Annotated in this window: 1 protein-coding gene; it reads right to left on the bottom strand. The window is 76.0% G+C overall.

Features of this window, described 5'->3' with window-relative positions:
* Positions 1-250, bottom strand: a 250-nt coding sequence (locus tag ACNEUN_RS06360) for a hypothetical protein (protein ID WP_463631606.1), incomplete at both ends; no start/stop codon positions are given.

The following is a 250-nucleotide window of genomic DNA, read 5'->3' on the forward strand; positions in this document are numbered from 1 at the left end:
GCCGAAGAAGGCCGCCGACCCTGCCAGCAGGCTCAGCGCGAAGGTCATCAGCCAGATCTGCGGGTCCCGGTAGGGGCTCGCGTGCGGCGCCGCCGCCGTCCTTGGGGTTGAGGCCGTGGGCCGCGAGGCCGGCAGGTCGGCCGCCGCGGCAGCGCTGCTCGGGACCGCCTGCGGCTCCGCAGCCGTCTGCGCCTGCCGGGCTTCCAGCTCGGCGCGCAGCTGCGCCACGGTCCGCTCCAACTGGCTGATC

It is taken from the genome of Gardnerella sp. C0684A1 (assembly GCF_055326835.1).